The 22,457-nt window shown below is 32.5% G+C and carries 21 protein-coding genes; 3 read left to right on the forward strand and 18 right to left on the reverse strand.

The window, feature by feature from the left end:
• Positions 1 to 46: 46 nt before the first annotated feature.
• Positions 47 to 1,702 carry a M1 family metallopeptidase gene (locus tag P2W75_RS08535; protein ID WP_276380032.1) on the reverse strand — a complete coding sequence of 552 codons (1,656 nt, stop codon included), beginning with the start codon at positions 1,700 to 1,702 and terminating at the stop codon, positions 47 to 49.
• 152 nt (positions 1,703 to 1,854) lie between these two features.
• Positions 1,855 to 3,510, reverse strand: a complete 1,656-nt coding sequence (locus P2W75_RS08540) for a M1 family metallopeptidase (RefSeq protein WP_276380998.1) — start codon at positions 3,508 to 3,510, stop codon at positions 1,855 to 1,857.
• Positions 3,511 to 3,628: 118 nt separating this feature from the next.
• On the opposite strand from P2W75_RS08540, the gene P2W75_RS08545 reads away from it, so the two are divergent.
• Positions 3,629 to 4,327 (forward strand): carbohydrate-binding family 9-like protein, encoded by a 699-nt coding sequence (locus P2W75_RS08545; RefSeq protein WP_276380033.1) that lies wholly within the window; start codon positions 3,629 to 3,631, stop codon positions 4,325 to 4,327.
• An 8-nt stretch (positions 4,328 to 4,335) separates the two neighbouring features.
• Here the strand turns inward: P2W75_RS08545 and P2W75_RS08550 are convergent, their stop codons facing one another.
• The 13 genes from P2W75_RS08550 to P2W75_RS08610 form a co-directional block, all read right to left on the reverse strand.
• Positions 4,336 to 4,776 (reverse strand): hypothetical protein, encoded by a 441-nt coding sequence (locus P2W75_RS08550; protein WP_207296303.1) that lies wholly within the window; start codon positions 4,774 to 4,776, stop codon positions 4,336 to 4,338.
• Between the two features lie 11 nt (positions 4,777 to 4,787).
• Positions 4,788 to 5,210 carry a hypothetical protein gene (locus tag P2W75_RS08555; protein ID WP_276380034.1) on the reverse strand — a complete coding sequence of 141 codons (423 nt, stop codon included), beginning with the start codon at positions 5,208 to 5,210 and terminating at the stop codon, positions 4,788 to 4,790.
• Positions 5,211 to 5,212: 2 nt separating this feature from the next.
• A complete protein-coding gene (locus P2W75_RS08560; RefSeq protein ID WP_276380035.1) occupies positions 5,213 to 5,665 on the reverse strand; it encodes a hypothetical protein in 453 nt (150 codons plus the stop codon).
• A 150-nt stretch (positions 5,666 to 5,815) separates the two neighbouring features.
• On the reverse strand, positions 5,816 to 6,418 hold the full coding sequence (gene hisIE / locus P2W75_RS08565; RefSeq protein ID WP_276380999.1) for a bifunctional phosphoribosyl-AMP cyclohydrolase/phosphoribosyl-ATP diphosphatase HisIE: 603 nt from the start codon (positions 6,416 to 6,418) through the stop codon (positions 5,816 to 5,818).
• Positions 6,419 to 6,484: 66 nt separating this feature from the next.
• Positions 6,485 to 7,240, reverse strand: coding sequence for an imidazole glycerol phosphate synthase subunit HisF (gene hisF / locus P2W75_RS08570; protein WP_276380036.1), 756 nt, complete (start codon positions 7,238 to 7,240; stop codon positions 6,485 to 6,487).
• A 149-nt stretch (positions 7,241 to 7,389) separates the two neighbouring features.
• Positions 7,390 to 8,133 carry a 1-(5-phosphoribosyl)-5-[(5-phosphoribosylamino)methylideneamino]imidazole-4-carboxamide isomerase gene (gene hisA, locus P2W75_RS08575; protein WP_276380037.1) on the reverse strand — a complete coding sequence of 248 codons (744 nt, stop codon included), beginning with the start codon at positions 8,131 to 8,133 and terminating at the stop codon, positions 7,390 to 7,392.
• Between the two features lie 111 nt (positions 8,134 to 8,244).
• Positions 8,245 to 8,826, reverse strand: coding sequence for an imidazole glycerol phosphate synthase subunit HisH (gene hisH / locus P2W75_RS08580; protein ID WP_207296309.1), 582 nt, complete (start codon positions 8,824 to 8,826; stop codon positions 8,245 to 8,247).
• 104 nt (positions 8,827 to 8,930) lie between these two features.
• Positions 8,931 to 10,067, reverse strand: coding sequence for a bifunctional histidinol-phosphatase/imidazoleglycerol-phosphate dehydratase HisB (gene hisB / locus P2W75_RS08585; protein ID WP_276380038.1), 1,137 nt, complete (start codon positions 10,065 to 10,067; stop codon positions 8,931 to 8,933).
• Between the two features lie 127 nt (positions 10,068 to 10,194).
• Positions 10,195 to 11,250: a histidinol-phosphate transaminase gene (hisC, locus tag P2W75_RS08590; protein WP_276380039.1), complete on the reverse strand. Its 1,056-nt coding sequence runs from the start codon at positions 11,248 to 11,250 to the stop codon at positions 10,195 to 10,197.
• 74 nt (positions 11,251 to 11,324) lie between these two features.
• Positions 11,325 to 12,623, reverse strand: a complete 1,299-nt coding sequence (gene hisD, locus P2W75_RS08595) for a histidinol dehydrogenase (protein ID WP_276380040.1) — start codon at positions 12,621 to 12,623, stop codon at positions 11,325 to 11,327.
• Between the two features lie 86 nt (positions 12,624 to 12,709).
• Complete coding sequence (gene hisG / locus P2W75_RS08600) at positions 12,710 to 13,567, reverse strand: ATP phosphoribosyltransferase (protein WP_207296314.1); 858 nt, start codon at positions 13,565 to 13,567, stop codon at positions 12,710 to 12,712.
• Between the two features lie 308 nt (positions 13,568 to 13,875).
• On the reverse strand, positions 13,876 to 15,276 hold the full coding sequence (locus tag P2W75_RS08605; RefSeq protein WP_207296315.1) for a HAMP domain-containing sensor histidine kinase: 1,401 nt from the start codon (positions 15,274 to 15,276) through the stop codon (positions 13,876 to 13,878).
• Positions 15,276 to 15,941, reverse strand: a complete 666-nt coding sequence (locus P2W75_RS08610; RefSeq protein ID WP_207296316.1) for a response regulator transcription factor — start codon at positions 15,939 to 15,941, stop codon at positions 15,276 to 15,278. Before P2W75_RS08610 ends, P2W75_RS08605 begins: the two co-directional genes overlap by 1 nt.
• 192 nt (positions 15,942 to 16,133) lie before the next feature.
• Between P2W75_RS08610 and P2W75_RS08615 the strand changes: the two genes are divergently transcribed.
• Positions 16,134 to 18,272, forward strand: a complete 2,139-nt coding sequence (locus P2W75_RS08615) for an LTA synthase family protein (RefSeq protein ID WP_276380041.1) — start codon at positions 16,134 to 16,136, stop codon at positions 18,270 to 18,272.
• Positions 18,273 to 18,399: 127 nt separating this feature from the next.
• On the opposite strand, the gene P2W75_RS08620 is transcribed toward P2W75_RS08615, so the two are convergent.
• On the reverse strand, positions 18,400 to 19,398 hold the full coding sequence (locus P2W75_RS08620; RefSeq protein ID WP_306801522.1) for a zinc dependent phospholipase C family protein: 999 nt from the start codon (positions 19,396 to 19,398) through the stop codon (positions 18,400 to 18,402).
• Between the two features lie 165 nt (positions 19,399 to 19,563).
• Here P2W75_RS08620 and P2W75_RS08625 point away from each other — a divergent pair, with 165 nt between their 5' ends.
• Complete coding sequence (locus P2W75_RS08625) at positions 19,564 to 20,514, forward strand: hypothetical protein (RefSeq protein ID WP_207296319.1); 951 nt, start codon at positions 19,564 to 19,566, stop codon at positions 20,512 to 20,514.
• On the opposite strand, the gene P2W75_RS08630 is transcribed toward P2W75_RS08625, so the two are convergent.
• Both P2W75_RS08630 and P2W75_RS08635 read right to left on the reverse strand, forming a co-directional pair.
• Positions 20,515 to 21,480, reverse strand: a complete 966-nt coding sequence (locus P2W75_RS08630; RefSeq protein ID WP_276380043.1) for a YeiH family protein — start codon at positions 21,478 to 21,480, stop codon at positions 20,515 to 20,517.
• 74 nt (positions 21,481 to 21,554) lie between these two features.
• On the reverse strand, positions 21,555 to 22,451 hold the full coding sequence (locus P2W75_RS08635) for a LysR family transcriptional regulator (protein ID WP_276380044.1): 897 nt from the start codon (positions 22,449 to 22,451) through the stop codon (positions 21,555 to 21,557).
• Positions 22,452 to 22,457 lie beyond the last annotated feature (6 nt).

A 22,457-nucleotide genomic window follows, 5' to 3' on the forward strand; every position in this document is an offset into this window, starting at 1 on the left:
TTAAGTTTAGAATTTGTAATTTATAAATGGGATTTCTTTTTAAAATTTATTCCACAATATTCGAACTCGTTACATAAAAGTCTTTATCAACTTCTAGTTTTCTGTCTTCGTTAGTTGTTTTTTCTGACTGCCATTCTGTTGTTGGTTTAAGCCAGGTTTCAACTCCGTTTAATTTCACTCGAATAGGCATATCAAATTTCGCAACACAGTTTGTCCAATGATATCCAAAAGTGCCGTTTTTAAACATATATTCAAAAACCGGAATTTGAGTAGTTGTTAAATATTGAGCAAAAACTCGGTTGAAATTAATTCCAGACTGCTCATTAATATAATCCTGAATTTGTTTTGAAGTAACTGTTTGATGGTAAAACGTTTTATTCATTCCTCTCAAAATAGATTTCCATTTTGCATCATCATTAATCACCTGACGGATCATGTGAAGCATTGTGGCTCCTTTTGGATACATATCGCCAGATCCTTCATTATTTACATCATAATGCCCAATGATTGGAGTGTCGTTTTTAATATTTTTTCTGCATCCGATTATATATTCTGCAGCAGCATCTTTTCCATAGTAATATTCAAGAAAAAGACTTTCAGAATAATTCGTAAAACTCTCGTGAATCCACATATCTGCAATATCTTTATACGTGATATTGTTCGCATACCATTCGTGTCCCGATTCGTGGATAATGATAAAATCAAATTTTAATCCCCAGCCCGTTCCGCTTAAATCACGTCCTAAATATCCATTTTTATATTGGTTTCCGTAAGTTACAGAACTTTGGTGCTCCATTCCTAAATATGGAACTTCAACTAATTTATAACTGTCTTCGTAAAACGGATAAGGTCCAAACCAGTTTTCGAAAGCTTTCAGCATTTTTGGAGCATCTTTAAACTGCTCTTTTGCTACGGCTAAATTATCTCTAAGGACGTAATAATTACAATCTAAATTTCCTTTTTCACCTTTAAAAACTTCAGAAAAATTAACGTAATCACCAATGTTGATGTTTACACCATAATTGTTAATTGGATTTGAAACATACCAATTGAACGTTTTAGTTCCGTCTTTTTGTTTTTTAACGCTCTGAAGTCGTCCGTTTGAAACCTCTGTTAAGTCACCAGGAACATTCACACTGATAAGCATATTCTCAACTTCATCGTACATATGGTCTTTACAAGGCCACCAAACACTTGCGCCTAAACCTTGGCAAGATGTAGCGATAAAATCTTTTCCGTTTTTATCTTTTTTCCAAGAAAAACCACCATCCCACGGAGCTCTAACAGCTTCTTTTGGTTTTCCGTTAAAGAAAACTACGATTTCTTTTACATCGCCTACTTTTTGTTTTTCGGTTAAAGTAATGAAGAAAGCATTTCCATCTCGTTCAAATTTCAATTCCTTACCATTCTGAGTTACTTTAGTAATATTCATAGGTTCCTGCAAATCGATCTGCATACGATTATCTTCTGTTAAAACCGTATAACGAACTGTATTTGAACCCGAAATAAATTTTTCTGCCGGATTAACCTTTACGTCAAGGTGATAGTATTTCAAATCCCACCAGGCTCTTTCTTTTGTAATGCTTCCGCGTAAAGTATCCTGATGTGTAAAAACGGTTTCTGACTTGTTTAAAAGTCCCTGAGCATTGGCAGTAAGACCAATTAGAAAAGCAGTTAAAATGCTTCCAAAGTAATTTTTCATTGGTAGAATTATAAAATAAATAAAGTATTCGAACTTAATCTGCAACAAATGTAAACATTCGAATTAAGATTTCTAAAATTTTATGATTTCTTCATAAAAACAAACCCAATAAATATGAACTTTATTGGGCTTTAATAAATGTTTTACGAAGTTTAGTTTGTGATATTAAATTCCGTCACATAAAAGTTTTTATCAACGGCCAAAATAGATTTATCATCTTTAACATTTTCAGCTTTCCAGTCGGTTGTTGGTTTAAGCCAAGTTTCAACACCATTTATGGTAACTTTTAAAGGAAGATTGAAATTTTCTACACAATTGATCCAATGGTAAATCAGTTTTTGATTTTTAAAATAATATTCAAAAGTCGGTATCTGAGTAGTTCTTAAATATTGATTAAAAACTGGACTAAAATCAATTCCCGATTCTTTACTTATAAAATCTTCAATCTGTTTTGTGGTAACGGTTTGATGATAAAAAGTCTTGTTCATTCCTCTCAAAATCGATTTAAATTTGGCATCATCATTAATCACCTGACGAATGGTGTGAATTATGTTTGCTCCTTTTGGATACATATCGCCGGAACCTTCAACATTTACATCATAATAGCCAATAATTGGTTTTTTATTGGTAATCACTTTTCTAATCCCTCTTATATATTCATTTGCAGCATCTTTTCCATAATAATACTCAATAAAAAGCGATTCAGAATATGTGGTAAAACTCTCGTGAATCCACATATCGGCAATATCTTTATACGTAATATTGTTTGCAAACCACTCATGTCCAGACTCGTGAATAATGATGTAATCAAATTTCAATCCCCAGCCTGTTCCGCTCATATCATTACCTTTATAACCATTTTGATAGTCATTTCCATACGTAACAGAACTTTGGTGTTCCATTCCGAGATACGGAACTTCGACCAATTTATAACTGTCTTCGTAAAAAGGATAAGGACCAAACCAGTTTTCAAAAGCTTTCAGCATTTTAGGAGCGTCTTTAAAATGCTCTTTTGCTTTCGCTAGATTATCTCTTAAAACGTAGTAATTACAATCTAAATCGCCCTTTTCTCCTTTGAATTTTTCAGAGAAATTAACATAATCGCCAATATTGATATTTACTCCGTAATTATTAATTGGGTTTGAAACATACCAATTAAAAGTTTTAGTGCCATCCTTTTGTTTTTTAACACTTTGCAGTCTTCCATTTGAAACATCGGTTAAATCACCTGGAACGTTTACACTAATCAGCATATTCTGTACTTCATCATACATATGATCTTTACACGGCCACCAAACACTGGCTCCTAATCCCTGACAAGACGAAGCTATAAAGTCTTTTCCGTTTTTATCTTTCTGCCATGTTATTCCTCCATCCCAAGGCGGACGAACAGCTTCTTTTGGAACACCTCCAAACGACACCACGATTTCTTTAGTTTCGCCTGCTTTTTGATTTTCGGTTAAAGTAATGAAGAAAGCATTTCCATCTCTTTCAAACTTTAATTCTTTTCCGTTTTGTGTTACTTTGGTAATGTTCATTGGTTCCTGCAAATCGATCTGCATGCGGTTGTATTCTGTTAAAACCGTATAACGTATTGTATTAGATCCCGAAATTGTTCGGTCTGCCGGATTTACTTTAATATCAAGATGATAATATTTCAAATCCCACCAAGCCCTTTCTTTTGTTATGCTCCCGCGTAAAGTATCCTGATGTGTGAAAATGGTTTCGGATTTCCCCATAAGTCCTTGTGCATTAACACAAAAACCAATAAAAAAAGCTATTATAAAACTTCCAAAGTATTTTTTCATCATTTATAAATTAAGTTTTGAATTAGTTAAACTATTAGTACAAATTTTTATTTTTTGTTACAATACTTGCATTCATATACAATATTGTTCTTTACTTTAGCTAAAATTTTCTTGTTTTATGAAAGTCAGTTCATTTTTATATTTTTTAGTATTCTTATATTCAATAAATACTTATTCTCAAACATTTCCTATTCATAAAACAAATGATAAAATAACAATCGACGGCGATTTGACAGACTGGAAAACACCTTTTCTGGGTCCGTTTGTAATTCATAATTCAGGGGAAAAATCCACACAAAATACTATGGTTTCACTTTCGTGGAATGATGAAAACCTCTATATCGCTTATCGTTCTATAGATTCGAAGATTATTGGAAAATCGCAGCCAAAAGATTCTAAAATCTATGAAACAGATGATTTAGTTGAAATGTTTATTGATCCTGACGGTGATGGAAAAAACTATATTGAAATTGGCGTAAATGCCTTTTCAACGTATTATGATATGCTTTTAAAATGTATTTCTCCTGAATGCGGAGGCTGGAATACTTCTATGGAGTATACTATTTCGGGTTTTGAAGCAGTAAGCAAAATAACTCCCGAAGGGTTTAACACCGAAATTAAAATACCATTTTCTAGTCTGGAAAAAATCGAAAATGGAAATTTCACAAAACCCAAAACCGGTACAAAGTGGAAAGGAAATGCTTTTAGAATTGATTACGGTAATACGACCGAATATCTTGCATTACAATCTTATAAGAGTTTGAAATTTGGTTTTCATCAACCAGCAGAATTTGCAGTTTTTGAGTTTGTAGAATAGTTTTTCGTTTACTTTTTCAGCAATACTCTTTTAATATTTTTATGTAATTCTAATGCATATACAATCCAATAAATACCAACAATAGGAACTAAAATTGTAAATATTAGGCTGTATATCAAAAAATAAGAAACTATACCCATTAGAATAAAAAAAACTCCCAGAGCTACGGATTGTTTAATTTCAATTTTATATTCTTTTACAGCAATAGCATCAACCTTTTTAATTAAAGAGGTTAACTCATAAGGAATTTCTATGTCGGCATCTTTTGTTGTTAAAACTAAAAGCTCCTTTAACTTTATGTATGCATTTTTACTGTAAACTGAGTCTTTTAAAAATTTACCATTTTTTAGTACATCTTCTGCAAATTCATAAACTGCAAGAAACTGGTCTTCTACATACGTAGTGTTTTGTCCAATAGAACGTTTTTTTATAATTTTTTCAATTTCCATTTTCGCTCAGCTTAATAGTTAAAAAGCTTTTTAGCATTCTGATAATATCCAACTATAACATAGATCTGGATAATTCCTATAATAACAATTGTGGCACTAATTGCAAAACCAAATAGAAAATAGCAAACAATGCCTAATAACAATACTACGACACCAATGTTTCTATGGAATTGATAAAATCTTTTACAGCTTTCAAACCCTATCGAATCGACTTTAGCAATCTTATCCTGAACAGATTGAGGAATATTTACATTTTTTAACTTCTCTTTTAAATTAAAAAAATGCGTCATCGTATGAATCGTTTTTTTTTCGCTACCAAATTTCCCTTCTTTCAAAACATAATTTGCAGTATCATCCAATAAGACCAAATATTTTTCAGCATCAGAAAAATTACTTCCATTTGCTATTTTTTCTCTTATTCTCTCAATTTCCATTTTTAATCGTCATTTAAATCAATCTTCTGCAAATTAGAGAGTTGATTTATTCGTTTAAATAATATTATAAAACCTTGTAAAACTAATGCGATATCAAGTAAGATTAATGCCGTTCCAAATTCATCATGATATTTGAAATAGCCCAAAATACCAAAAAATATCATTAGAACCCCCAGCAATACTCCAGTTCTTAATTCTCTCCTGTTTATTTTGTATTCATAAGCAAAAACTATCTGAGCTTTTCTCTTTAATTCTTCAGGTATTTCAATATTACTTTTTAATAAATTAAACTTCAAAACATTATAAATCTCGTAACTGTAAAACGATTTTGGAGAGCGATCAAATTTTCCTTTTGCTAAAAAATTATCTACAAGGTTTTCAAAAAGTAAGACCAATTCGTTTTCGGTTAATTTTTTTTTGGCGAAAAAATCTTTTTTTACTTGTTCTATATCCACTTTTTTTATTGCAAAAATAAGAATAAAGAAAGTTACTTCGTATTTTTTAACAATACTTTTCCGTTAAAATTGTTCAAAATAAAAAAGACAAATCAAATTTGATTTGTCTTTTTGGAAACAGCTTCTAGAAAACTATTTAATACTTATAATTTACTTCTGACGCGTCTTTAAAACTTCCACAACATCATTTAATTGATACCCTTTTGCTTGCAACAAAATCAGATAATGAAAAAGTAAATCAGCACTTTCGCTAAGGAATAAATCATCGTTAGTATCTTTGGCTTCAATAACTACTTCAACAGCTTCTTCACCGACTTTTTGAGCTATTTTATTGATTCCTTTTGCAAATAATGAAGCTACATAACTTTGCTCAGAATCAGCATTTTCTCTACGGGTTTTAATTGTGTTTTCTAACTGGGAAATGAAACCATAATTTGCCGAATTTGGTTCTTGCCAGCAAGTATCTGCTCCTGTGTGACAAGTAGGTCCAACAGGTTTTGCCTGAATCAAAAGCGTATCGCCATCGCAGTCATTTTTAATGCTCACTAAGTTTAAAAAATTACCACTCTCCTCGCCTTTTGTCCAAAGCCTTTGTTTAGAACGGCTAAAGAAAGTTACTTTTTGCGTTTCTATAGTTTTTTTAAGTGATTCTACATTCATATAACCCAGCATCAAAACATTTTTTGTCTCTGAATCCTGAATAATCGCTGGAATTAATCCGTGTGCGCTTTTGATATCGATTTCCATTTTAATTTTAGATTTTAGATTTAATTTCTAAACTCAAATTATTGGAATTTGAATTTAAAAATTGGAATTCCTTTAAATTCTGACTTCTATATTGTTATTTCTTAATTCTTGTTTCAACGCCTTAATCTCGATTTCTTTAAAGTGAAAAACGCTTGCCGCCAAAGCTGCATCTGCTTTTCCTTCTTGAAACGAATCTACGAAATGCTGTATATTTCCAGCACCTCCCGAAGCAATAATGGGAATATTTACCAACTCTGAAAGTTTTGCCAAAGCTTCGTTTGCAAAACCATTTTTAGTGCCATCATTATCCATCGAAGTGAATAAAATTTCTCCTGCACCACGTTCTGCAACTTCAACAGCCCAATCGAATAAATTTAATTCCGTTGGTACTTTTCCGCCAACTAAATGCACAATCCATTGTCCGTCAATTTGTTTGGCGTCTATTGCAACCACAACGCACTGACTTCCGAATTTCTGAGCCAAATCGTTAATCAACTGCGGATTTTTAACTGCCGATGAATTGATTGAGACTTTATCTGCACCATTATTCAGCAGAATATCAACATCTTCTACAGATGAAATGCCCCCGCCAACCGTAAACGGAATATTGATTTTCTCCGCTACGCTTCGCACCATGTTTACAAGCGTTTTTCGTCTTTCTTCAGTTGCCGAAATATCTAGAAAAACCAATTCATCCGCACCTTCAGCCGAATAAATTGCAGCTAATTCCACAGGATCACCGGCATCACGTAAATCAACAAAATTAACGCCTTTTACGGTTCTTCCGTTTTTGATATCTAAGCAAGGTATAATTCTTTTTGCTAACATTTTTTTAATGTGTTAATTAGATAATTAGTCAATTAGATAATTATTTTTCGTCACGCATAAATTATCTGATTTCTAGTGTGCTAATTTGGGAATTAATCAATTAGATAATTTTATACCACTGCTAATAATTATCTAATTGACTAATTTTCTCATTTTCTAATTATAAAATCCTCTAGTTGTTTCAGCGTGATTCTTCCTTCGTAAATTGCTTTTCCTATGATAGTTCCTTCACAGCCTAATTCCGCTAATTTTGGCAATTCGTCGAAAGTTGAAATTCCTCCAGAAGCGATTAGTTTAATCTCGACTCCGCTCGATTTGACATTACAATTTTCTAAAATTTTGCTGTATAAATCAAAACTCGGTCCTTGAAGCATTCCGTCTTTGGCAATATCAGTACAAATGACATACTGAATTCCTTTTGATTGGTAATCCTGAATAAACGGCACCAAATCTTCATTTGATTCTTCTAACCAGCCAGAAACTGCAATTTTCTCATCTTTTGCATCTGCGCCTAAAATGATTTTTTCTGTTCCGTATTCTGAAATCCATTTTTCGAAGATTGCTCTGTTTTTAACCGCAATACTTCCGCCTGTGATTTGATTTGCACCACTTTCAAAAGCAATTCTCAAATCATCATCTGATTTTAATCCGCCGCCGAAATCAATTTTTAAGCTGGTTTGTGTCGCAATTTGCTCTAATATTTTATAATTGACAATTTTGCTTGATTTTGCACCGTCAAGATCTACTAAATGCAGATATTCGATTCCGTGTGCTTCAAATGATTTCGCCACTTCAAGCGGGTTTTCATTGTAAATTATCTTGGTATCATAATCACCTTTGGACAAACGAACGCATTTTCCTTCAATGATATCTATGGCTGGTATTATTCTCATTTTGTTTATTTTAGATTTCTGATTTTAGATTTTAGATTTTTCTAAAATTGAAATTTTGATTGATTTTGAAATTGTTATTGAATTGGAATTTGGGATTTTAAAAATTGGAATTTACATTTTTAAGAAGTTTCCAAGGATCTTCTCTCCAACATCACCACTTTTTTCTGGGTGAAACTGCGTTCCGTAAAAATTATCTTTTTGTAAAGCCGATGCGTATTCAAGATCATACTTGGTTTTAGCAACTGCATATTCGCAATTTGGCGCATAAAAACTGTGAACCAAATACATGAATTCATTTTCAGAAATATCTTTGAACAAATCCGTTTTTAAATCATAAATCTGATTCCATCCCATTTGGGGCACTTTTACGTTGTTTGAAAATTTCAAAACGTCAACGTCAAAAATCCCTAAACCTGTTGTGTTTCCTTCTTCTGTTTTGTTGCACATCAATTGCATTCCCAAACAAATTCCTAAAACAGGCTGTTTCAACTGCGGAATCAAACCGTCTAATCCGCTTTCGCGAAGTTTTGTCATCGCTGAACTTGCCTCGCCTACACCAGGAAAAATCACTTTATCTGCCGCTTTAATTTCGTCTGGATTATTACTTAAAACAGCTTTAAAGCCCAATCTTTCAATAGCAAACATAATGCTCTGAATATTTCCCGCTCCGTAATTTATAATTACTATTTTCATTTAAATTTTAGTCTTAAAGTCTAAAGTCCAAAGTCTTAAAGTCTATTTGCTAATCCATAATTCAGGAAAACTTTTGACTTTATGACTTTTTACTTTCGACTTAATTAAAGCATTCCTTTCGTTGAAGGCAAAATCATTTTTTCAGTATCTCTTTTTACGGCTACTTTTATGGCTTTCGCGAAAGCTTTAAAAATTGCTTCAATTTTGTGATGCTCGTTGATTCCTTCTGCTTTGATATTTAAGTTTGCTTTTGCCCCGTCTGTGAAGGATTTGAAGAAGTGATAAAACATTTCTGTTGGCATTTTACCCACCATTTCACGTTTGAATTCCGTTTCCCAGATCAGCCAGTTTCTTCCTCCAAAGTCAATTGCAGCCTGCGCTAAACAATCGTCCATTGGCAGACAGAACCCGTAACGCTCGATTCCTAGTTTATTTCCTAATGCTTTCGCGAAAACTTCTCCTAAAGCGATTGCAGTATCTTCGATTGTGTGATGTTCATCGACTTCTAAATCGCCTTTTACGGTAATTTCTAAGTCCATTTGACCATGACGTGAGATTTGGTCTAACATGTGATCGAAAAATGCAATTCCGGTGTCGATTTTGCTTTTTCCTGTTCCGTCAAGGTTTAAGTTGATGTAAATATCTGTTTCGTTTGTTTTTCTGGTAATAGATGCTGAACGTGCTTCTAGTTTCAGAAACTCATAAATTCTTTTCCAATCAGTGGTCTGTAAAGCGATTGTTTCGTTTAGTTCGTCACGTTTAGACGAAATTTCATTGCTTCCAATTCCATCTGTCATGTTCATGAAAATAGCTTTTGCTCCAAGATTTTTAGCCAATTCTACATCGGTTAAACGATCACCTAAAACAAAAGAATTTTCCAAATCATATTCAGGATTGTTTAGATATTTTGTCAGCATTCCGGTTCTTGGTTTGCGTGTTGGTGCATTTTCTTCCGGAAAAGTTCGGTCTACGAATATTTCATCAAAAACAACGCCTTCGTTTTCAAATGCTTTTAGGATAAAATTCTGTGTTGGCCAAAATGTATCTTCTGGAAAACTATCCGTTCCCAAACCATCCTGATTGGTTACCATTGCCAATTCGTAATCCAATTCATTAGCAATTTTAGCCAAATATTGAAACGCTTTTGGATAAAACTCTAGTTTCTCTAAACTGTCTAATTGGTAATTTTCAGGTTCTAAAACAATCGTTCCATCACGATCGATAAAAAGTACTTTTTTCATGTGTTTTATTTTTCTGCCACGAATTCTCGAATTATATTTATTCCAACTTAAAATCCTTGACATATGTGCTAATTGCACTAATTGCCAAAAATCAAATAAAATTCGTGAATTCGTGGCTAATATATTTTTAGCTTAATGACAATGACTTCAATTCTCTAATTACAACTTCATTTTCTTCTTTTGTTCCGATGGTAAAACGAAGACAATTTTCGCATAAAGGCTGCGTTGTTCTGTTTCTGATAACAATTCCTTTTTCAATTAATTGATCGTATCTTTTGTTAGCATCATCCACTTTTGCTAAGATAAAATTAGCTTCTGTGGGATACACTTTTTCAACAAAACTCACTTCAAGTAAAACTTTAAGCAACTCCTCTCTTTGTTCAATAATAGAAGCTATTTCTTGTTTTATTTTATTAGAATCTTTTAAACGCTCGATGGCTCTTTGCTGTGTTAATTCGTTTACATTGTAAGGCGGTTTGATTTTATTCAAAATTGAAATTACGGCTTCTGAAGCGTAACAAACACCTAAACGAATTCCAGCCAAACCATATGCTTTAGAAAGTGTTTGCGTAATTACCAAATTTGGATAAGCATCAATTTCTACCAGCCAGCTTTCTTTATCCGAAAAGTCAATATAAGCTTCATCGATCACCACTAAGCCTTTAAAGTTTTGCAACAATTTTACCACGCTTTCGTCTGAAAAAGAGTTTCCTGTTGGATTATTTGGCGAACATAAAAAAATGATTTTAGTATTCTCATCAACAGCTTCCAGAATTTTTTCAACTTGTGGCTGAAAATCTGCTGATAGTAAAATTTCTCTATTTTCGACCGCATTAATATTTGCCAAAACACCATACATTCCGTATGTTGGCGGCAATGAAATAATATTGTCTTTATTCGGTTCGCAGAATGCTCTAAAAAGCAAATCTAGAACTTCATCGCTTCCGTTTCCTAATAAAATCTGGCTTTGTTTTGTCAAATTATTTTTAGCTAAAATGGCTTTAACCGAATTCTGCTGCGGATCTGGATAACGATTTACTCCATTTTGAAACGGATTTTCGTTAGCATCCAAAAAAATCATTTCGGCTGTGTCAAAATCTTCAAACTCATCTCTTGCAGAAGAATATGGCTTTAAAGTTTTTACGTTTTCACGCGTTATTGTATTTATATCGAAGGTACTCATTGTTTTATTTTTTATGTCCTGCAAGGTTTTCGAAACCTTGTAGGTATTATATTTATTGCCGTAATATTTTAAACTTACGAGGTTTTGAAAACCTCGCAGGACTCCAAACGTAATGTCACTGCATTTTTGTGCGCTTGCAAACCTTCGGCTTCCGCCATTGTTTCAATTGCTTTTCCGATGTTTTGAATTCCCTTTTCAGAGATTTTTTGGAATGTCATTGATTTCATAAAACTATCCAGATTCACACCGCTGTAATTCTTGGCATAACCATTTGTCGGTAAGGTATGATTGGTTCCAGATGCATAATCGCCTGCACTTTCAGGAGTATAATTTCCAATAAAAACAGAACCTGCATTTACGATTCCGTTACAATAGAAATCATCATATTGAGAGCAGATTATAAAGTGTTCAGGTCCGTATTCATTAATTAAATCCAAAGCTATTTGATCGCTTTCAACATAAATTAATTTTGAATTTTCAATTGCTTTCTCTGCGATAGCTTTTCTTGGAAGCACTTCTAATTGAGACTGAACTTCATTTTCAACTTCATTAATGAGTTTTTTTGAAGTAGAAACCAAAATTACCTGACTATCAGTTCCGTGTTCTGCCTGAGAAAGCAAATCAGAAGCTACGAAAGCCGGAACTGCAGTGTCATCGGCTACAATTAATAATTCTGAAGGACCGGCAGGCATATCAATTGCGACTCCAAATTGTGTTGCCAATTGTTTTGCTACCGTTACAAATTGATTTCCTGGTCCAAATATTTTATACACTTTCGGAATAGATTTTGTCCCGAAAGTCATTCCCGCAATTGCTTGAATTCCGCCTGCTTTTATAATTTTAGTTACACCACATAAATTGGCTGCATATAAAATCGCTGGATTAATTTTTCCTTTTTTGTCTGGCGGCGAACACAATACAATTTCTTTACAGCCTGCAATTTCTGCTGGAACGGCCAGCATTAACACCGTCGAAAACAAAGGCGCTGTTCCACCCGGAATGTATAAACCTATTTTCTGAATGGGTCTTTTTTCCTGCCAGCAGTTTACTCCCTCTACAGTTTCAACTTCAATTCTGTTAGTTTTTTGTGCACTGTGGAATTTATAAATATTGTTTTTTGCTAATTGAATAGCCTCTTTTAATTCATTTGGAATTAAACTAATCGCTTCTTTGATTTCCTCTTGCGAAACTTCGTAATTGTCTAACGAAATCCCATCGAAAATCGAAGTGTATTTTGTTACAGCTTCATCTCCTTTTTTCTGAACTTCTTTGAAGATTTCTTTTACAGTAACTTCAATATCATCAATTGTTTGGGTTGGTCTTTTTAATATTTCAGACCAAGTATCTAGTTTTGGATTATCTATTTTATTCATAATATTTCATATTAAATTCCAAATTTCTAAAATTCCAAATTCCAACATATCCTTGGGATTTGGAATTTAAAAATTGAAATTTTCTTTTACAGTACCATTTTCTCAATTGGGCAAACTAAAATTCCTTCTGCACCTACTTCTTTTAATTGATCGATTACGTCCCAGAAAGTATCTTTGTCGATTACGGAGTGAACACTGCTCCAACCTTCTTGTGCCAGCGGAAGAACCGTTAAACTTCTCAAAACTGGAAGAATTTTTCCAACAGCATCAATTTTGTCGTTTGGAACATTCATCAAAATATATTTTGAATTTCGAGCTCTTAAAACCGCTTGAATTCTGAATTTTAAAGTATCAATGTGTTTTTGGATTTCGGGAGAAACTTTTGGAGAAACCGCTAAAACAGCTTCACTTTTCAAGATTACTTCAACTTCTTTTAAGTTGTTTTTAAACAATGTGCTACCACTTGAAACGATATCTACAATTGCATCTGCAAGACCAATATTAGGAGCGATTTCTACAGAACCGGAAATCTGGTGGATATCTACTTTTAGACCAAATTTATTAAAATATTCAGTAACCGTATTTGGATATGAAGTTGCAATACGAAGATTGGCTAAATCCTGAATAGAGTTGTATTCGAAAGTTTTTGGAACTGCTACTGAAACTTTACATTTCGAGAATCCTAATTTTTGAACGACTTCAATTCCTTTTCCTTTTTCTACTAGAAGATTGTCGCCAACGATAGCTAAATCTACTACTCCATCGATCAGATATTGAGGAATATCTGAATTTCTAAGATATAAAACTTCTAGAGGAAAATTTGAAGCTTCGGCTTTTAACTGGTCGATTCCGTTGTTGATTGAAATACCACAGTCTTTCAGGATCTGAATGCTGTCTTCGTTTAAACGACCTGATTTTTGAATTGCAATTTTTAAAGTACTCATTTTTTAGTTGTTGTTTGATTAATAGTTTGAGTACAAAGAATTGGCATAAAAAAACCCGTTTGATGTACTCAAACGGGTTTTAAAATATGATGATTTACACACATACCATTAACACATCGCTTGAGAGCAATAATGTAAATGATGATGATGTAATTGATTTGAAATCATTGTTCGGTTTATTTTATAATTCTTTGATTCGTTTGCAAATATAATAGATAAAATTATAAAAAAGCAATTTTTATTTTAACTTAACGATAGTTTATTGTTAAAAAACAATTTCACAGTCATTTGAAATGCTATTTTTTGAATCATTTTAACACTTTCTGATATTCTTCAAACCCCAGTAAAACTTTGGTTCCAACACCTATTTCGCTTTCTATTTCAAAATCAATCTGAAGTAAATCTGTCATTCTTTTTACGATAAACAAACCTAATCCAGTTCCTTTAATATCAGAATGATTTAAAGAATCTGATCTGAAAAACGGATTTAAAATCGATTCTAAATCTTTTTTAGCAATTCCAATTCCCTGATCTAAAACGACACAATATATTTTATTTTCCTTTCTTAATAATGATATTTTAATTTCACTATTTTTCTTAGAATATTTCACGGCGTTTGAAATTATATTTCGAAGAATCGTAACCACTAAGTAATTATCTGAATAGGTATAAAAATCCTCTGAAGCATCTAATACGACGTTAACTTTTCCAGACTTTATCTTCTCAGAATTCAGCTTCAAAACATCTAAAATAACGGCATTCAAGTATACATTTTCTTTTAGAATATTTTGTTTTTGGTTTTCAAAACGAGCCATCATCAAAAGCTGATCTACCAATGAATTTAAATGATCAACTTCGTTAATGCAATAATTTATTTTTTCTTCGTATTCTTTACTATCTCTAGGTTTACGTATTAGTACTTCAAGTGTTCCTTTAATTACGGTTAGCGGTGTTCTAAGCTCATGCGAAGCGTCTGAAGTAAATTGTTTTTCGCGATCGATTGCGTCTTCTATCCGATTTAATAAATTGTTGATTGTAGTTGAAAGCACAAACAATTCATCTCGTGTTTTAGGAAGTGGAATCCTGGTTTTCAAGTTATCCTTTGTGATAATTTTTGAAGTATTGATGATCTCATTTATTGGACTTATACTTCTTCCAGCCAAAAATCTTGCTATAAAAAAGAGTAATAATAGGATAATTGGAAATGTAATTAAAAGCGTGTCTAAAAGATTTTCTAAAACCTGAGTAGAATCAGACAAGGACATTGCAATAATCAAATACCCTATTTTTTTTGATTTTATGTGAAGCGGCACCTGAATCTGCCTGATTTTATTGTCTAATAATTTAGTGTCAAAAAGTTCAAAACCTGATTTTCCTTCATGAAATACCAGTTTTTCATTTTTTAAATTAGGCGATTTCTCAATTATTTTCTTGTTTAAGTCTAAAAACTGAACAAAAACTGGATTAACATCAACCGAATTGTGCTCACGTTCTTCCCATTCTTCGGCATCCATCAAAATAACCGCTTTCTTTTCGACTCTGATTTCACTAAGATGATCACGGACTTCTATTAAAAGATTTTCATCAATATGATTATAAACCGTTAGTCGAACAATAATATAAATAGCCGAAAACACTGCTAAAACCAACAATCCTGTAGTAATAATGTAGTTTAGTGCAATTCTGTTTTTAAAGGAAAGCTGTGTCATTACAAATCGTTTGCTATATATCCGATGCCTCGAACTGTTTTTATGTAATCTTCTTCAATTTTAAGATTGAGTTTTTTTCGAATAGCGTTTATAAAAACGTCGATTACACCCGTATCATATTCAAAATAAATTTCCCAAACGTCTTTTAAAATCTGGTTTCGGGTACATACTTTCCCTTTATGCTGGACTAAATAAGTCAAAAGTTCAAATTCTCTCTGCGTAAGCGAAACTTCTTCTCCGCTTTTAAGTATCAAATGTTTAGATAAATCGATAGTTATAGTACCAAGCGTGAGCGTTTCAGTTCGTTTTTTGGTTCTAAAATGTACTTTTATACGTTCAACAAGTTCTTCAAAACTAAAAGGTTTCTTGATATAATCGTTAGCTCCAGCTTTCAATCCTTCAATAGTTTCCTGAACAGTATCTTTTGCGGTTAAAAAAATAATTGGAGTCGTTTCGTCTTTTACACGTATGGCTTTGCATAAATCCAGTCCGTTAATTTTAGGCAGCATCCAATCTAATAAAATCAAGTCAAATTTCTGATTTTGAATTAATTCAAAGCCTTTAGAACCATCATTTGCTGTGGTTATTTCATATCCTTCTTCCTGAAGGCCTTGTTTTAAAAACTGAACAATTCCTAATTCGTCTTCTACTATTAAAATATGCATTTTTTATATTTAGTTAAGATCAACTCTTGATTTCAATTATCAAAGATAGAAATTTTAAAGAATGACAGCTAAAATTTAAATCTACAGAAAATCACCACCTTAAGCAAATATTAAGATAGCGTTAAGTGAAGTCAAAGTTCAGCTTAATCTGAAATTAATCTTTCAAAAGTAATTTTGTAAAAAAATATTCAGATGGATTTTTACAAAAAACTTTCACCGTTTTACAATCTTGCGATTTTTTACTTTGTGATCAGTTTTATATTGCGAATTGTTCTTTTCTTTCATCCTATAACACAGACTTCATTTACTTTTTCTGAAAGCCTGAAAATCTTTAGTTTAGGACTAATTTCTGATTTCTTCGTATTTATAATTGCCAGCGGTTTTCTTTGGCTGTATTTGATTTTTATTTCTAATTCTAAATACAATAAACCAACTGGTTACATCATTCTGGCATTTTTATGCGGTTTGTTTATTTATGCCGCATCAGGAAAAAGCATTTTTGATGAATATGGCGGGGCTTTGCCTAAAATTGTCATGATTTTTATCGGAATTAAAACGGCACTTTTTGCAGCTTTGTTATTTCTTCCGAAGTTAAGAAGCAAAATTAGGTTTGGTCTTTTTGTTTTTGTGATTTTCTTGTATGTCTTGCTTATTCTTCAAAATGGTTTAAGTGAATATTTTTTCTGGAACGAATTTGGAGTAAAATACAACTTTATTGCGGTAAACTATCTTATTTACACCAATGAAGTTATTGGAAACATCATGCAGTCTTACCCAGTAGTTCCCATTTTTTCAGCATTATTTCTTATAACAGCTGTTATTACTTATTTTATTGTAAAAAGTTCTAAAAATTATTTAACCGCTATTCCAAGTTTCCGTGAGAAGTTAAAAATAAGCATTCTTTATATTGGTTTGTTTTTAGTTTCATTAATTGCAGTTCCAGATTTGGCCAAAACAGAAAATTCTAAAAATGTTTTTGTTAATGAATTACAATCTAACGGATTATATAAATTTTATCTAGCGTTTCAAAATAGCAAATTAGATTATTTTGAGTTCTACAAAACAATGCCGGAACAAAAAGCTTTTGCTATTCTAAAACAGCAGATGCCATCAATCACCGGAGAAAATACCGTACAGCAAATTAAAAATGATTCAACTGAAAATCGAAAAAATGTTGTTTTAATTACCGTTGAAAGTCTAAGTGCCGATTTTATGAAAATGTACGGCAATACTCAAAATATTACTCCGTTTTTAGACAGCTTATCACAAAAAAGCCTTGTTTTTACGAATGTATACGCGGCAGGAAACAGAACTGTACGCGGACTCGAAGCGGTAACTTTGTGTCTGCCTCCAACTGCTGGGGAAAGCGTGGTAAAAAGAGAAGACAATAAAAACAAATTTTCTACAGGAGCTGTTTTTAAACAAAAAGGATATAATGTGAAATTCCTTTACGGCGGTGATGCTTTTTTTGACAACATGCAGGATTTTTATTCTGGAAATGGTTATCAGATTGTAGACAAATCGAGTTTCAAACCTGAAGAAATTACATTTTCGAATGTTTGGGGTGTCTGTGACGAAGATATGTACCACAAAGCCATTAATGTGATGAACGCCGAAGCTAAAGAAAATAAGCCATTCTTTAATCATATTATGACGGTAAGCAATCATAGACCATTTACGTATCCTGAAAATAAAATTGATATTCCAGGAAACATTAAATCTCGTGACGGCGGTGTAAAATATACAGATTATGCTTTAAGAAAATTCTTTGAAATGGCCGAAAAACAACCGTGGTATAAAAATACCGTTTTTGTAATCGTAGCCGATCATTGTGCTTCGAGTGCGGGGAAAACTCAACTTCCGCTGGATAAATATAGAATTCCAGCTTTAATTTTCAGTCCAGATATGAAACCTGAAAAGTATTCAAAATTAATGTCACAAATTGATATCATGCCCACTCTTTTTGGTTTACTTAATTTTGATTACGAAAGTAAATTCTATGGTCATGATGTTTTTAAAGCAGATTATCAGCCAAGAGCATTTATTGCAACTTATCAGGATTTAGGGCTTATAAAAGACAATGTATTGACTATTTTGTCACCGAAACAACAAATAAAACAGTTTGAGTTAAAACTAAATCCGAAGGATAACGTTTCACCAGAATGCCAGATTTATTATGATGAAATTCCTTTGAAGTCACAAAAAACTGATTTGGTTAATCAAACCGTTTCTTATTATCAGTCAGCTTCTTATTTATTAAAAGAAAAAGAATACCAGTTCAATGATTTAAGTTCGAGAGCTAAAAACGGTAAGTTATATGCAAAAGACTAAACATCATATTTGATCATTCTTGCGAAGGATTTATTAATTAAAAACCCTCAAGTTCTTATAGAATTTGAGGGTTTTAAGTTTTAATCTCCTAAACCGAAAACTAAAACCTGAGACTGAATACTTTTATTTAGTCGTTTTGATTTTTCATTCCGAAAAGATCTCCGCTTTGAAATAATTTTAAATCATCTTTTAAAGATTGATTGTTTCTTTGTGTAACTGATGCTGCATCTAAATCGCTTAAATCAGGTTTTCCAGCATTTACCCAAGCAGTATACCAAAAACTTGCTGTTGCAGAAATTGCTTTTTTCATTTGGCTCTCCACCATTCCGTTTAAGTCATTGTGTAGTTTTTCAGCATATTTATCAGAGAAAACAGCTGTATTGTATTTACTCTTCTGAATTTTCCCTTCAGCATCCATTTTAAACACTTCATTTTCTGGAGTTGAAGTTCTTAGTTTTTTATCAATATCCAATAATGGTTGTGCTAAGCTGTGAGTATCATTAATCATATCCCAAACTGCTTTATGCACATCAGGATAATATTGTGCTTCAGGAACATTTAATTTGTAGTTTTTAACAAATAACTCTGGCAATCTGCTTTCCCAAAGAGAGTGAATTCCTTTCTGATCGCTTAATTGTCCGTCGTGATTGGCAGAAGTATGCAGCGGCATATGGGCATCTCCAACATAATGACCTAAATCGGCAGCAAGAAATAAAATCTCAGCTCGGTTTTTATCTTTAAATGCTTTAGTTAATTTGGCCATCATATCTTCAATATACCAAGGCAAGATGCCGTTGTCGCTCAAAAATTTAGCATCATATTTTTGTTTTGCTTCTTCCAATGTCTGCGGATAACTGCTTGCATCGCCAAAGTTTTCCATATCAAAATAATGTCTTGGACCTTCTTCTTTGTAGCTTAATGCATATTTACGAATATCAGGAACAGAAGCTTCCTGAGTAATAAAATCAATGTGATTGTAAAAGAAAACCTGAAGAGGTTTAGGTAAAGCCATTACAGCTGCTTTGTTAATACGTTCATGGCCTACAATTCCCCATGACAAGGTAAAAAAACCAATAATTAATGCACAGAACGTGATTAATTTTGGCCTCATTTTGAAGTTTTTCATTTTTGTACTTTATTAGGATACAAACTTACTATATTTAAGGAAAATTCAAAACAACCGTGTTTAGTTTATGGTAATTTAGTTTTTTATGATTTTTAAACCCCATAAGCAGCATAAGTTCACATTAACAATCATTTTCTTTATCTTTGTTTTTATAAATACCATTTTATGCGCCCTATTATACTAAGCTTTGTTTTGCTTACTTCTTTTTTCTGTTTCGCCCAAGAAGCCGACATAAAACTTAAAAATGTTAGTGACACTATTCTAAATCCAAAGAGAATTCTTAAAATCGCTGATCCGCTGGATGGTGTTAAAACAATGCAGAAGTTATTTCCTGGAAGTTTAAATCGTTTTTCTGATAAAAATACTTTTATAAGCTGGAAGTGCCAATCATGCAAACCTTCAACTTTTCTAGATGTAAACGGTGTGGAAGGTGACCAGTTATTTCCTTATACCGATGGTGTCGCCACAAGACTTTTAGCCAATATTGATTATTCTGATTCAAAGGGAAATCAATTCAAAATATTAGCTTTCAATCATTCTGTTCATGACGAAGATGGTTTACAAACCGGACGTTTTTCTGGCGGTTTGCTTGGTTTAGCCAAATTTGCCAAAAATGGTAATGTCTGGGAAATGAGATCATTTCAGCCTGCTGTTGCTGCATTTGGAGCTTTTGCTCAATCTCCAACGCCAAAACTAGTTGAAATTGGAGAAGATCAATTTGCTTTTACGTTAATACATGCAAATGGCGGCGCTGGCGGTGCTTACGAAGGTTATCTTTATCTTGTTGCAGGTTTTGATGGCAAATACCAGCCAATTTTAGAAGCTAATAATTATCAGTTAACGAATTCTTCCTTTATTTCATGGTCAGGATCGTATACAGTTGTAAATGATTCTGCTAAAAAGCATTTTAGAGATATTATTATTAAAACAAAAGGATCATACAACAAAGCTGCCAGAGCTAAAGATGATTTTGATGTTGAATTTCCTGAGGAAATAGCAGAAATGGGAAAAACAAAAAAATCATTTAATTTTGAAATTGAACGACGTTTTTCGTTTAAGGGAAAATCATATAAATTGATTGATAAACCTGTTGTGAAATTTTCAAACGTAAAATAATCAACCAAAATAAAGAATTGATACTAACGCTAAAGCTGCAATAAAAATCCAAAGAAAAATTCCCTGCAATAAAGGCTTCACTCCTACTGATTTTAAAGTATTTATATTTAATGTTGCCCCAATTAAAAACAGTGTTATAGTCAATCCGATTTTAGCAACATTTACCACATAAGGGGCAAAAACTGAAACTTTGGGAACATATGAATTCAGAAGCATTGCCAATATAAACAATCCAATAAAATACGGAATTTTGATTTTACTGCTTTTGTTTTTAAAAATTACAGCGGTTAAAAGTGAGATGGGAATAATCCATAAAGCTCTTGCTAATTTTACAGTTGTGGCGATTTGTAAAGCTTCGGCTCCGTATTTATTGGCTGCACCTACTACCGAACTTGTATCGTGAATTGCAATGGCGCACCATATTCCGAAATCTTTTTGTGACAAACCAAGCTGATGCCCAATAAATGGGAAAGCAAATAATGCAATAGAATTCAGTATGAAAATCACACCCAAAGCTATTGAAGTTTGGTTTTCATTAGATTTAATCACTGGAGATATCGCTGCAATAGCACTTCCGCCGCAGATTGCAGTTCCGCATGAAATTAAATGCGATGTATTTTTCTCCGTTTTGAGCCATTTTCCCAACAGAAAACCAAAAATCAGTGTACTGAAAATAGAAGCTATAGTTAATACAAAACCTTCTTTTCCAGCAGAAAATGCGTTTGATGCATTCATTCCAAAACCAAGACCTACCACAGAAAATTGCAGTAAAAACGTGATTGCTTTATGATTGAATTCGATAAATGGATTTCCAAATACATTTACCATTACCACTCCTATTAACAAGGCAACTGGAGGAGAAATTATCGAAGCTAAACACAGCAATAGTATAACAATAAAAAGTGCCTGCTGTAAATAATGATTAATTTCAAATAATTGTGATGCTGAGTGCTGACTTGTTTTCAAAATAGGATAATGTATAATTACCCTGCAAAGTTCTCATGTTTATATGTAATTCGCCAATCGTAAATTACAATCCGCTATAACTTCAGGTTATAATGAGATGATATATTCTGAATAAACAATTCTGATAAAGGATCGGATTTTCCTAATAAAGTAATGATGTAAAAGTATCTTTCAATTGCCATATTTTCCACATCTAAAACAATCAATTCTCTGTTTTTCAATTCTTTACTAACTGCATGAATAGACATAAAAGCAAAGCAGTCAGAATTTAATAAATAGGATTTTATACTTTCTGTGCTTCCCAACTGCATTTCAATCTCTAAATCAGAAAGTTTTAAATTTATGTTTTTTAGAGCAAATTCTATAACTTCAAGTGTTCCTGATCCACGTTCGCGGGTAATGAACTTCATTGATTTTAAATCATTTACCGAAATTTCATTCTTCTTTGCAAACGGATTTTTATTACTGCAAACCAGAACTAATTCGTCTTTTAAAAATGGAATGTATTTTATAGATTGATTTTTAGATTGTCCTTCAACAATTCCAATTTCTATTTCTTTATTAATCAAAGCATTTTCAATCTGCTCTGTATTCCCGTTCAATAAATTGACTTTTATATCTCTTTGTTTCTGATGAAAACGAGCTAAAACGGGAGAAATGATATACTGGGAGATTGTTGTACTGGCTCCAAGCCTTAATAATCCTTGACGTTCACTGATAAAAGAACTCATTTCGAAATCAATTTCACGGTAAATTTCAAAGATTTCTTTGGTATGTTTTAAAAGAATTTCTCCGGCAAGAGTTAAAGCGATTTTAGAGCCATTACGTTCAAATAACTTGGTTTTATAAGTTTCTTCAAGTTCTTGAATATGTTTTGAAACGGCAGGCTGTGTAATATACAATTCAGTTGCAGCCTTAGTAAAGTTAAGACGAATTGCAACAGTGTAAAATACTTTTAGCCTGAAATCCATAATTTA

The sequence above is a fragment of the Flavobacterium sp. H4147 genome (assembly GCF_029360735.1).
Taxonomy (GTDB): Bacteria; Bacteroidota; Bacteroidia; order Flavobacteriales; family Flavobacteriaceae; genus Flavobacterium; species Flavobacterium endoglycinae.

Excerpts from the sequence above, each read along its gene's own strand:
- hisH (WP_207296309.1), bottom strand. The coding sequence starts at position 8,826 with ATGAAAATAGTAATTATAAATTACGGAGCGGGAAATATTCAGAGCATT.
- P2W75_RS08545 (WP_276380033.1), top strand. The coding sequence starts at position 3,629 with ATGAAAGTCAGTTCATTTTTATATTTTTTAGTATTCTTATATTCAATA.
- P2W75_RS08620 (WP_306801522.1), bottom strand. The coding sequence starts at position 19,398 with ATGAAAAACTTCAAAATGAGGCCAAAATTAATCACGTTCTGTGCATTA.
- P2W75_RS08610 (WP_207296316.1), bottom strand. The coding sequence starts at position 15,941 with ATGCATATTTTAATAGTAGAAGACGAATTAGGAATTGTTCAGTTTTTA.
- hisG (WP_207296314.1), bottom strand. The coding sequence starts at position 13,567 with ATGAGTACTTTAAAAATTGCAATTCAAAAATCAGGTCGTTTAAACGAA.
- hisD (WP_276380040.1), bottom strand. The coding sequence starts at position 12,623 with ATGAATAAAATAGATAATCCAAAACTAGATACTTGGTCTGAAATATTA.
- P2W75_RS08605 (WP_207296315.1), bottom strand. The coding sequence starts at position 15,276 with ATGACACAGCTTTCCTTTAAAAACAGAATTGCACTAAACTACATTATT.
- P2W75_RS08550 (WP_207296303.1), bottom strand. The coding sequence starts at position 4,776 with ATGGAAATTGAAAAAATTATAAAAAAACGTTCTATTGGACAAAACACT.
- P2W75_RS08635 (WP_276380044.1), bottom strand. The coding sequence starts at position 22,451 with ATGGATTTCAGGCTAAAAGTATTTTACACTGTTGCAATTCGTCTTAAC.
- hisA (WP_276380037.1), bottom strand. The coding sequence starts at position 8,133 with ATGAGAATAATACCAGCCATAGATATCATTGAAGGAAAATGCGTTCGT.
- P2W75_RS08540 (WP_276380998.1), bottom strand. The coding sequence starts at position 3,510 with ATGAAAAAATACTTTGGAAGTTTTATAATAGCTTTTTTTATTGGTTTT.
- P2W75_RS08555 (WP_276380034.1), bottom strand. The coding sequence starts at position 5,210 with ATGGAAATTGAGAGAATAAGAGAAAAAATAGCAAATGGAAGTAATTTT.
- hisF (WP_276380036.1), bottom strand. The coding sequence starts at position 7,240 with ATGTTAGCAAAAAGAATTATACCTTGCTTAGATATCAAAAACGGAAGA.
- P2W75_RS08535 (WP_276380032.1), bottom strand. The coding sequence starts at position 1,702 with ATGAAAAATTACTTTGGAAGCATTTTAACTGCTTTTCTAATTGGTCTT.
- hisB (WP_276380038.1), bottom strand. The coding sequence starts at position 10,067 with ATGAAAAAAGTACTTTTTATCGATCGTGATGGAACGATTGTTTTAGAA.
- hisC (WP_276380039.1), bottom strand. The coding sequence starts at position 11,250 with ATGAGTACCTTCGATATAAATACAATAACGCGTGAAAACGTAAAAACT.
- P2W75_RS08625 (WP_207296319.1), top strand. The coding sequence starts at position 19,564 with ATGCGCCCTATTATACTAAGCTTTGTTTTGCTTACTTCTTTTTTCTGT.
- P2W75_RS08615 (WP_276380041.1), top strand. The coding sequence starts at position 16,134 with ATGGATTTTTACAAAAAACTTTCACCGTTTTACAATCTTGCGATTTTT.